Source organism: Pseudomonas sp. P5_A2_2 (assembly GCF_054177685.1).
The window spans coordinates 1-8,607 of record NZ_JBGCUL010000128.1 but is presented as its reverse complement, the minus strand read 5'-3'; the positions used below and the strand labels follow the sequence as shown (position 1 = coordinate 8,607).

The window sequence follows — 8,607 nt, the reverse complement described above, 5'->3', positions numbered from 1 at the left end:
ACTGCAGCCTGAATACCATTGACGTTCACACTGATGATCCGCATAAATGGCCCCAAAAATCGCGTGCGTGTATGATACACGGCGTCAAGCTAATTAGCTAAATCCGTGGTATTTGGGGTTTTTTCATGCAAGCGTATCAGCGCGATTTCATCCGTTTTGCCATCGATCGCGGCGTTTTGCGCTTCGGTGAGTTCRCCCTGAAGTCCGGGCGCACCAGTCCTTACTTCTTCAATGCGGGCCTGTTCAACTCGGGTTCGGCCCTGGCGCAACTGGGTCGTTTCTACGCCGCTGCCATTGCCGAGAGCGGCATTGCGTTCGACGTGCTGTTTGGACCGGCTTACAAAGGCATCCCGTTGGCGGCGACCACCGCCGTGGCACTGGCCGAACATCACAACCGTGACCTGCCATGGTGCTTCAACCGCAAGGAAGCCAAGGCCCATGGCGAAGGCGGCAGCCTGGTCGGCGCACCGTTGACCGGCGATGTGCTGATCATCGACGACGTAATCACCGCTGGCACCGCGATCCGTGAAGTGATGCAAATCATCGCTTCCCAGGACGGCGCCAAGGCCGCCGGCGTGCTGATCGCCCTGAACCGTCAGGAACGTGGCAACGGCGAATTGTCGGCGATCCAGGAGGTCGAGCGTGACTTCGGCATCCCGGTGATCAGCATCGTTTCGCTGAATCAGGTGCTGGAATTCCTGGCGGATGACCCGCAGCTCAAGCAGCATCTGCCGGCCGTGGAAGCCTACCGCGCCCAGTTCGGCGTCTGATGGCTTTGTGACATACCTGTGGGAGCGAGCTTGCTCGCGATAGCTATTTATCAGCCAGCATAACCGTCGACTGAYACTCCGTCATCGCGAGCAAGCTCGCTCCCACAGGGAAGGCGACACAAATAAAAAGACCCCGCTCAGCCAGGCCGAGCGGGGTCTTCTTGTTTGCGCTATCGCTTAAGGACGCTTGCGATTGCTGATCAGGGTGCCCACGCCGGTATCGGTGAAGATTTCCAGCAGGATCGCGTTCGGCACGCGACCGTCGATGATCAGCGAGCTGCCCACGCCGCCCTGGACCGCTTCCAGTGCGCAGCGGATCTTCGGCAGCATGCCACCGTAGATGGTGCCGTCGGCGATCAGGTCGTCGACTTGCTGGGTTGTCAGGCCGGTCAGGACCGTGCCCGACTTGTCCATCAGGCCGGCGATGTTGGTCAGCAGCATCAGCTTCTCGGCTTTCAAAGCTTCGGCGACTTTACCGGCCACCAGGTCAGCGTTGATGTTGTACGACTCGCCGTTGGCGCCGACACCGATGGGTGCGATCACCGGAATGAAATCGCCCTTGACCAACAGGTTCAGCAGGTCGGTATTGATGCCGACTACTTCGCCCACGTGGCCAATGTCGATGATTTCCGGGGTGGTCATTTCCGGCGTCTGACGGGTAACAGTGAGCTTCTTCGCGCGAATCAGCTCGGCGTCTTTACCGGTCAGGCCGATGGCGCTGCCGCCGTGACGGTTGATCAGGTTGACGATGTCTTTGTTGACCTGGCCGCCGAGGACCATTTCCACCACGTCCATGGTCGCCGCGTCGGTGACGCGCATACCGTCGACGAAATGGCTCTCGATCGACAGGCGCTTGAGCAGGTCACCGATTTGCGGGCCGCCACCGTGAACCACCACCGGGTTGATGCCCACGGCCTTCATCAGCACGATGTCGCGGGCGAAGCCGGTTTTCAGCTCCTCGCTTTCCATCGCGTTGCCGCCGTATTTGATCACCAGGGTCTTGCCGACATAACGGCGGATGTAAGGCAACGCTTCGGACAGGACCTTGGCGGTGTTGGCGGCGGCTTCGCGTTCGAGGGTCATTCAGGGCTCCGGGTGAATCAGAACGGTAGTTGGAGATCAGGTGCAACGCGCTTGAGCTGGATGTGGAACACATCCTTGATGCGTTGCAGTTCAGCCTCGTCATCGGCCTCGAAACGCAGCACCAGCACCGGTGTGGTGTTGGATGCGCGTACCAGGCCCCAGCCTTTGGCATAGTCGACTCGCACGCCGTCAATGGTGGTCAGGTCGGCGCCTGCGCCCCACTGCGCATCGTGCAATGCATCAATGATGCTGAATTTGCTCTCTTCGGTCACATGGATATTGATTTCCGGCGTAGAAATATCGTTCGGGAAGGTCGCGAACAGCTCTTCGGCCGAGGATTTTTCCTTGCTGAGGATCTCCAGCAAGCGCGCGGCGCTGTAAATGCCGTCGTCGAAACCGAACCAGCGCTCCTTGAAGAAGATGTGCCCGCTCATTTCGCCAGCCAGCAGGGCGCCGGATTGTTTCATTTTCTTTTTGATCAACGAGTGACCGGTCTTCCACATTAACGACCGGCCACCGTATTCCTTGATCAGCGGAATCAGGCGGCGAGTGCATTTGACGTCGAAGATGATCTCGGCGCCCGGGTTGCGCGCCACGACGTCGCGGGCGAACAGCATCAGCAGGCGGTCCGGGTAGACGATGCTGCCGGTGTTGGTCACCACGCCGACGCGGTCGCCATCGCCGTCGAAGGCCAGGCCAATGTCAGCGTTGGTTTCCTTGACCTTGGCGATCAGGTCCACGAGGTTTTCAGGCTTGCCCGGGTCCGGGTGGTGGTTCGGGAAGTTGCCATCCACCTCGCAGAACAGCGGGATGACTTCACAGTTCAGCGCTTCGATCAGTTGCGGGGCGATCACGCCGGCGGCGCCGTTGCCGCAGTCCACGACCACTTTCAGGCGACGGGCCAGCTTGATGTCCTGGACGATTTCGGTGGTGTAGCGGTCGAGGATCTCGACCTGGGTGATGCTGCCCTGGCCGCTGCTCAGGTTGTTGGTCTTGAGGCGGTCATGCAGGGCCTGGATCTGTTCGTTGGCCAGGGTGTCGCCGGCAATGACGATCTTGAAGCCGTTGTAGTTCGACGGGTTGTGGCTGCCGGTAAGCATCACGCCGGATTTGCCGGCGAGCACGTTGGCGGCGTAGTAGAGCGCCGGAGTCGGGACCAGGCCGACATCACTGACGTGGCAGCCGCTGTCGGCGATGCCTTTGATCAGTTGCGCGACCAGCTCCGGGCCGGACAAGCGGCCATCGCGCCCGACGGACACGTTTGGCTCGCCCTGGGCCAGGCTTTGGGAGCCGACGGCGCGGCCGATCCAGTAAGCGGTTTCAGCGTTCAGGAATTCCGGGACGGTGCCGCGGATGTCATAGGCGCGAAAGATGCTGTCAGGGAACTTGGGTGCGACTTTGGCCGGGGTGTTCATCTGTGGAAATGCTCCATCTCGAAAGTGGCTGGACAGGCCGCCGATTCATTCGGCAGCAGGTTCAAACTGAAGGGTATGACGGCGTTTTCCACAGAGAGTTCGTGGTATGAAAGGGCCATGATGCCCCTGACGGTAGGGGTTTGACCGGGCAATGCCTTGATTTTCGGAGCTAAACCTTGCAGATGACAATTTGAATTTTGTGGCGAGGGAGTCCGTTCCACCGCCACAAGAAGAGCGTGACCGGATCAACGGGTACCGGTATGACCGAAACCGCCAGTGCCGCGCTCGGTTTCAACAAACTCTTCAACCATTTCGAAGTGAGCCTGCACTACCGGTACCAGCACCAATTGCGCCAGGCGCTCGCCAACCGGCATGGTGAATTCGGTCTGGCCACGGTTCCAGCAGGAGACCATCAATGGGCCTTGGTAGTCGGAGTCGATCAGCCCCACCAGGTTGCCCAGCACGATGCCGTGCTTATGGCCCATCCCCGAGCGCGGAAGAATCAGCGCTGCCAGGTTCGGGTCGCCGATATAGACCGACAGACCAGTGGGGATCAGCACGGTTTCACCCGGCTTGATCACGGTGTCCTGTTCCAGCATGGCGCGCAGGTCGAGGCCGGCGGAGCCCGGTGTGGCGTATTGCGGCAGCGGGAATTCGGTACCGATGCGGGGGTCGAGGATCTTGGCTTGCAAAGCGTGCATGTAAATTAAACCTGGTTCAGACGTTCGGCGATAAAAGTGATCAGCTGGCGAGCAATCTTGCTCTTGCTGGTCTGGGCGAAAAGTGTGGCGTGTAGCTCACGGTCGATCACGCTGCAGGCGTTTTCTTCGCTGTTGAAGCCAATGCTCGGGTTGGCGACGTCGTTGGCGACGATCAAATCGAGGTTCTTGTCTTTCAGCTTGCGCGCAGCGTAATCGAGCAGGTGTTCGGTCTCGGCGGCGAAACCGACACTGAACGGGCGGTCGGGGCGGGTGGCGATGGTGGCCAGGATGTCCGGGTTACGCACCATCTGTAGCAATAAGCCGTCGCCGTTTGTAGGATCTTTCTTGAGTTTCTGTGGGGCAACGACTTCCGGGCGGTAGTCCGCGACTGCTGCCGAGGCGATGAACAGGTCGCAAGGGATCGCCGCTTCACAAGCGGCCAACATGTCGCGGGCGCTGACCACATCGATGCGGGTGACGCGATCCGGGGTCGGCAGATGCACCGGGCCGGTGATCAGGGTTACGCGGGCACCGGCTTCCACGGCGGCTTCGGCCAGGGCAAAGCCCATTTTCCCGGAGCTGTGGTTGGTGATGTAGCGCACCGGGTCGATGTTTTCCTGGGTCGGACCGGCCGTGATCAACACGTGTTTACCGGTCAGTGCCTGACGCTGGAAGCAGTCGGCAGCGCATTGGGCGAGTTCAAGGGCTTCGAGCATGCGCCCCAGGCCCACGTCGCCGCAGGCCTGGCTGCCGGAAGCCGGGCCGAAGACCTTGATGTCGCGGCTTTCGAGGGTTTGCAGGTTGGCCTGGGTCGCCGGATCGCGCCACATCGCCTGGTTCATTGCCGGTGCAACGGCGACCACCGCGTCGGTGGCCAGCACCAGCGTGGTCAGCAGGTCGTCGGCAATGCCTTGGGCCAGACGGGCGATCAAGTCCGCCGTGGCGGGGGCGATCAGTACCAGGTCGGCCCATTTGGCCAGTTCGATGTGGCCCATGGCCGCTTCGGCCGCCGGGTCCAGCAGGTCCAGGTGGACCGGGTGCCCGGACAGGGCCTGCATGGTCAGCGGGGTGATGAACTCTGCGCCGCCACGGGTCATGACCACGCGCACTTCCGCGCCCTGATCGATCAGGCGGCGAACCAGGTCGGCGCTCTTGTAGGCAGCGATGCCGCCGCCGACGCCCAGAACAATGCGTTTCCGATACAGCCGCTGCATAGGCCTGCCTTTCAATTCGTTGGTGACATACGTGGCGAACCCCCCTCCCCAGGGTGAATTCGCCCGCAAAAAAGATGGGCTACGATATCACAGCGACCGCTATGGAACAGCGGTGCCCACAGACAGGGAGGTGCTATGAGTATTCGCGATTGGCCGGCGGCGGAACGGCCGCGGGAGAGGTTGCTTGAACAGGGCGCGGGAAGCCTTTCGGATGCCGAACTGCTGGCGATCTTTTTACGCACGGGCGTGGTGGGTAAAAGTGCAGTAGATCTGGCGCGACACCTGTTGAATCAGTTTGGCAGCCTGCGTTTGCTGCTTGAGGCCGATCAGGAAACGTTCAGCAAGCAGTTGGGACTTGGGCCGGCGAAATTTGCACAGTTGCAGGCTGCGCAAGAAATGAGCAGGCGTCATCTGGCCGAGCGTGCGCGCCAAAAATCGGCACTGGAGAATCCTCACGCGGTTCGCGAGTACCTGAAATCGATGCTGCGCCATGAGCCACACGAGGTATTTGGTTGCCTGTTTCTCGATTCCAAGCATCAGGTGCTGACGTTTGAGACGCTGTTTCGCGGCTCCATCGACAACACCAGTGTTCATCCGCGAGAGGTGGTCAAGCGCGCCTTGGCCAACAACGCAGCGGCATTGATCCTCTGCCACAATCATCCTTCGGGCAACACCGACCCCAGTCAGTCCGACCGGGTGCTGACCAAGCGCCTGCAAAAGGCGCTGGAGTTGATTGACGTGCGGGTGCTTGACCATTTCATCATCGGCGACGGCGATCCGTTGTCCATGGCGGAGTATGGGTGGATGTAGGCAGGATGATGCGAGCCCCTGTAGGAGCGAGCCTGCTCGCGATGGCGTCGTGTCAGTCACCTTGTCCGATAATTGAAAGAATGCAATCGCGAGCAGGCTCACTCCTACAGGTTTTGTGTATGGCGGGTTATTTGAAATTGACCTTCGAATAATCCTGTCGACCGAACGGGCTGACCGAGTATCCCTCGACATCCTTGCGCGTCAGCGCGAAAGCAGTTGGGTGGGCCAGGGGCAACCACAGCGCCTGCTGCTGGATCTGCGTCTGCGCCTGTTCGTAGAGCTTGCTACGCACACCTTGCTCGCCAGTGGTCTTGCCGGCGCTGATCAGCTTGTCCAGATCCTGGTTGCAGTAACGGGCGAAGTTGGTCCCGGACTTGACCGCGGCGCAGGAAAACTGCGGCGTGAGGAAGTTGTCCGGGTCACCGTTGTCGCCAGCCCACCCCATGAACAGCAAGTCGTGTTCACCGGCCTTGGCGCGGCGGATCAGCTCGCCCCATTCGATCACACGTATTTCTGCCTGAATGCCGATTTCGGCCAGGTCGGACTGCAGCAGTTGCGCACCGAGGCTCGGGTTGGGGTTGAGCAGGCTGCCGGAAGGGCGGGTCCAGATGGTGGTCTGGAAGCCTTCCTTGAGTCCGGCTTTGGCCATCAAGACTTTGGCCTTTTCGATGTCGTGAGGGTAGCCCGGCAGGTTTTTCGCGTAGCTCCAGGTGTTGGGCGGGTACGGACCGTTGGCCGCCTCGGCGGTGTCTTCGAACACGGCTTTGACATAGCTGGCCTTGTCGAAGGCAAGGTTGATGGCCTGACGCACTTCTGGCTTGTCCAGCGGCGGATGCTGGCTGTTGATGCCGACGAATGCGGTCATGAACGCGTCAGTCTTTTCGACTTTCAGAGCCGGCTCTTTCAGCGCTTCCTGTACGTCCAGAGGCTTGGGCGACAGGGCGATCTGGCATTCGTTACGGCGCAATTTCTGCAGGCGCACGTTGGCGTCCGGCGTGATTGCGAAGATCAGCGGGTCTACAGAGGGTTTACCGCCGAAGTATTCGGGGTTGGCTTTGTAGCGAACCGAGGCGTCCTTCTGGAAGCGCGTGAAAACGAACGGCCCGGTGCCGATTGGCTGGCTGTTGAGCTTCTCCGGCGTGCCGGCTTTCATCAGTTTGTCGGCGTATTCGGCCGAATAGATCGAGGCGAAGCCCATGCTCAGGGTCGCCAGGAAGGTCGAATCCGGGTGGTCGAGGGTGAAGCGCACGGTCTGCGGATCGAGGGCGTCGATCTTCTTGATCAGTGCAGGCAACTGCATCGATTGCGCATGCGGGAAGCCGCTCTGGGCGACTTTGTGCCACGCATTGGCCGGGTCGAGCATGCGTTCGAAGCTGAAAATCACATCCTCGGCGCTCAGGTCACGCGTTGGGGTGAAGTACTCCGTTCGATGGAATTTCACCAGCGGGTGCAACTTGAAGACGTAGGTCAGGCCGTCGGTGCTGACTTCCCAGCTGTCGGCGAGGCTGGCGACCACTTTGCCACTGGCTGTGTCGAAGTCCACCAGGCGGTTCATCAGCACATCGGCCGAGGCGTTGGTGGTGGTCAGCGAGTTGTACTGCACCACGTCGAAGCCTTCAGGGCTGGCTTCGGTGCAGACGCTCAGGGCGGCGGCAAAGGCCTGTGGGCTCAGCAGAAGCGGGGCGAGCAACAGCGGTAGGGCAGCGAGGCGCATGGTCGGCTTCCTTTACAGATCGAAGGCCCATCTGCAAGTGCAGTCTGGAAAAGGCTTACCCTAGTGGGCTCTTTTGCAAATGACTATCCCCTTTTTCATTTTGAGGAGACTATAGGCGACTGAATTTGCTGTGCAGCGGTTGAGCAAACTCCCTGGTCGGCTCGGTGAGCGATACTCTGCGACGAGCGGTCGCCATCGACGATAGCCTTTGTCCAAGGCGCTCGAAGCCCGGAAAACGGGGATTTTGTGAATTCTACGCACACTGAATGTTGTTGCTCTCCAGTCTTTCTGGTATAAAGCAGCGCTCTTTTCTAGGGGCCCGGTTCCTTCACTGTAGGTGTAGCCGGTAAGACCTCTAAAGAAACGCGGCGCCTGGCGCCAAATGACTGAGAGATTAAGCGGCCAACCCATGCCGGGTTGGGCATGTGGTTTTAGAGGGCTGAGGCATGTCTAGAGTATGTCAAGTTACCGGTAAGGGTCCGGTAACCGGGAATAACATTTCCCACGCAAACAACAAAACCCGTCGTCGTTTCCTGCCGAACCTGCAGCATCACCGCTTCTGGGTTGAAGAAGAGAAACGTTTTGTGCGTCTGCGCGTATCTGCCAAAGGCATGCGTATCATCGACAAGCGTGGCATCACTGTCGTGCTGGCCGAACTTCGCCGCGATGGCAAGGTTTAAGGGAGCTAATCATGCGTGAATTGATTCGTTTGATTTCGAGCGCCGGTACTGGTCACTTCTACACYACCGACAAGAACAAGCGTACTACYCCGGAYAAAATCGARATCAARAAATWYGATCCGGTTGTTCGCAAGCACGTGATCTACAAAGAAGGCAAAATCAAGTAATTGATTCTGTCGACTACAAAAAAGCCCGCCTCGCAGCGGGCTTTTTTGTGCCT

8 protein-coding genes and 1 pseudogene are annotated in these 8,607 nt (G+C 59.7%); 4 read left to right on the top strand and 5 right to left on the bottom strand.

Features of this window, described 5'->3' with window-relative positions:
* Positions 1–125: 125 nt before the first annotated feature.
* Positions 126–770: an orotate phosphoribosyltransferase gene (gene pyrE / locus ACXRVY_RS11130; protein ID WP_458237394.1), complete on the top strand. Its 645-nt coding sequence runs from the start codon at positions 126–128 to the stop codon at positions 768–770.
* A 177-nt stretch (positions 771–947) separates the two neighbouring features.
* On the opposite strand, the gene argB is transcribed toward pyrE, so the two are convergent.
* The 4 genes and pseudogenes from argB to coaBC all read right to left on the bottom strand — a co-directional run bounded on the left by argB (position 948) and on the right by coaBC (position 5,183).
* Complete coding sequence (argB, locus tag ACXRVY_RS11125; protein WP_008047078.1) at positions 948–1,853, bottom strand: acetylglutamate kinase; 906 nt, start codon at positions 1,851–1,853, stop codon at positions 948–950.
* A 17-nt stretch (positions 1,854–1,870) separates the two neighbouring features.
* Positions 1,871–3,247, bottom strand: a pseudogene (locus tag ACXRVY_RS11120) (phosphomannomutase/phosphoglucomutase); the annotation flags it as partial.
* 266 nt (positions 3,248–3,513) lie between these two features.
* The gene (dut, locus tag ACXRVY_RS11115) at positions 3,514–3,969 is read right to left on the bottom strand and encodes a dUTP diphosphatase (protein WP_007975171.1); all 456 of its coding nucleotides are present in this window, start codon (positions 3,967–3,969) and stop codon (positions 3,514–3,516) included.
* A 5-nt stretch (positions 3,970–3,974) separates the two neighbouring features.
* Positions 3,975–5,183: a bifunctional phosphopantothenoylcysteine decarboxylase/phosphopantothenate--cysteine ligase CoaBC gene (gene coaBC, locus ACXRVY_RS11110; protein WP_102700099.1), complete on the bottom strand. Its 1,209-nt coding sequence runs from the start codon at positions 5,181–5,183 to the stop codon at positions 3,975–3,977.
* Positions 5,184–5,318: 135 nt separating this feature from the next.
* Between coaBC and radC the strand changes: the two genes are divergently transcribed.
* Positions 5,319–5,993 carry a RadC family protein gene (radC, locus tag ACXRVY_RS11105; RefSeq protein ID WP_218431783.1) on the top strand — a complete coding sequence of 225 codons (675 nt, stop codon included), beginning with the start codon at positions 5,319–5,321 and terminating at the stop codon, positions 5,991–5,993.
* 127 nt (positions 5,994–6,120) lie between these two features.
* On the opposite strand, the gene ACXRVY_RS11100 is transcribed toward radC, so the two are convergent.
* The gene (locus tag ACXRVY_RS11100; RefSeq protein ID WP_223460454.1) at positions 6,121–7,707 is read right to left on the bottom strand and encodes an ABC transporter substrate-binding protein; all 1,587 of its coding nucleotides are present in this window, start codon (positions 7,705–7,707) and stop codon (positions 6,121–6,123) included.
* A gap of 446 nt (positions 7,708–8,153) precedes the next feature.
* Here ACXRVY_RS11100 and rpmB point away from each other — a divergent pair, with 446 nt between their 5' ends.
* The gene (rpmB, locus tag ACXRVY_RS11095) at positions 8,154–8,387 is read left to right on the top strand and encodes a 50S ribosomal protein L28 (protein WP_007975166.1); all 234 of its coding nucleotides are present in this window, start codon (positions 8,154–8,156) and stop codon (positions 8,385–8,387) included.
* A gap of 11 nt (positions 8,388–8,398) precedes the next feature.
* Positions 8,399–8,554 carry a 50S ribosomal protein L33 gene (gene rpmG / locus ACXRVY_RS11090; RefSeq protein ID WP_458237393.1) on the top strand — a complete coding sequence of 52 codons (156 nt, stop codon included), beginning with the start codon at positions 8,399–8,401 and terminating at the stop codon, positions 8,552–8,554.
* The last annotated feature ends 53 nt before the right edge of the window (positions 8,555–8,607 follow it).

Coding starts and splice junctions, on each gene's coding strand:
- argB (WP_008047078.1), bottom strand. CDS start 1,853: ATGACCCTCGAACGCGAAGCCGCCGCCAACACCGCCAAGGTCCTGTCC.
- dut (WP_007975171.1), bottom strand. CDS start 3,969: ATGCACGCTTTGCAAGCCAAGATCCTCGACCCCCGCATCGGTACCGAA.
- coaBC (WP_102700099.1), bottom strand. CDS start 5,183: ATGCAGCGGCTGTATCGGAAACGCATTGTTCTGGGCGTCGGCGGCGGC.
- radC (WP_218431783.1), top strand. CDS start 5,319: ATGAGTATTCGCGATTGGCCGGCGGCGGAACGGCCGCGGGAGAGGTTG.
- ACXRVY_RS11100 (WP_223460454.1), bottom strand. CDS start 7,707: ATGCGCCTCGCTGCCCTACCGCTGTTGCTCGCCCCGCTTCTGCTGAGC.
- rpmB (WP_007975166.1), top strand. CDS start 8,154: ATGTCTAGAGTATGTCAAGTTACCGGTAAGGGTCCGGTAACCGGGAAT.